Origin of the sequence: Burkholderia sp. Ac-20353, assembly GCF_017104785.1 — a bacterium.
In the GTDB taxonomy this organism is placed as follows: domain Bacteria; phylum Pseudomonadota; class Gammaproteobacteria; order Burkholderiales; family Burkholderiaceae; genus Burkholderia.
The window spans coordinates 1-1,196 of sequence record NZ_JAAGPL010000491.1 but is presented as its reverse complement, the minus strand read 5'-3'; the positions used below and the strand labels follow the sequence as shown (position 1 = coordinate 1,196).

1 protein-coding gene and 1 pseudogene are annotated in these 1,196 nt (G+C 74.1%); both read left to right on the top strand.

Features of this window, described 5'->3' with window-relative positions:
- Window positions 1-596, top strand: a pseudogene (locus G3N94_RS41525) (LLM class flavin-dependent oxidoreductase); the annotation flags it as partial.
- Window positions 593-1,196: LLM class flavin-dependent oxidoreductase (locus G3N94_RS41520; RefSeq protein WP_205799934.1), on the top strand; the 604-nt coding region annotated here is incomplete at its 3' end. The pseudogene G3N94_RS41525 and the gene G3N94_RS41520, both read left to right, overlap by 4 nt.

Below are 1,196 nucleotides of genomic sequence, written 5' to 3'. Positions count from 1 at the left end.
GCCCCGTCGCCGACAGCGCCGCCGACGCGCCACCGCTCGTGCTGCAGCCGCCGGCGCCCGGCCTGCGCGAACGCCTGTGGCATTCGCACGCGTCGGCCGACGGCGCACGTTTCGCCGCCCGGCACGGCAATGGCTTGCTGCTCGGCACCGCGGTGCACGATCCGCGCACCGTGCAGCGCCCGCTCGCCGACGCGTACCTCGACGCGTGGCGCGAACGCACCGCCCCGGACGCACACGCGGCGGCGCCTCGTATCGGCGTCGTGCGCGCGGTGTTTCCGGCGCGCGACCGGCGCACCGCACTCGCCGAACTGGCGCCCGACGTCGTGCGGCACATCCCGTGGCTCGCGGCGACCGGCCACCCGGACGTAACATCGCCCGACGAGATCGTGCGGCTGCTGAATGTCCACCTCGGCCACCCTGACGACGTGATCGAGAGCCTGCACGGCGACCCGGCGCTGCTGCCGTTCGCCGACTACTTCCTTCCTGTCGTGCATGCCGAAAGCTCGTCGCTCGACGACGCGCTGCGCCGCCTGCGCACGATCGCGGAAACGATTGCGCCCGCGCTCGGCTGGCAGCCAGCCCGCGCCGCCGCATGAGCGCGCCGCGTCTGCTGCTGCGGCTCTTCACGCGCTGCGACGACGCGCGGCCCGATCCTGCCGCCGACTGGATCGCGATCGCCGAGGCGGGGATCGCGGCCGGCTGCGACGCCGTGCTGCTCCCCGCCGATCCCGTGGGTCCGGACCCGTGGATGGCCGCCGCGGCGCTCGTCGACGCGTTGCCGGACCTGCGGGTGGTCGTGTCGCTTCAGGCGGGCGCGATACTGCCCGTCGCGGCCGCGCATCTTGCGCAAAGCCTGCAGTCGCTGAGCCGCGGCCGCGCGCTGCTTGCGTGCGAGGCCGATGCGCGCGGCGTCGATGCAAGCGGTCAGCACGCGCACCTGAACCGCGACCAGCGGCTCGCGCGCAGCGCCGAATTCCTGTCGATCCTCGCCGCGCTGTGGGCTACGCGCACGCCGCTGCGGCATCGCGGCACCTACTTTCGCGTCGACCATGCGCAATTGCCGGATCTCACGCTGCAGCGGCCGCCCGTCTACTGGTGCATCGGCGACCGGCGCGAGCTCGCGTGGGTGGCGCCGTTCTGCGACGGCGCAATCGTGCGCGCGAGCGCATCCCGCGCGGCGACCAGATCGGAAGGAC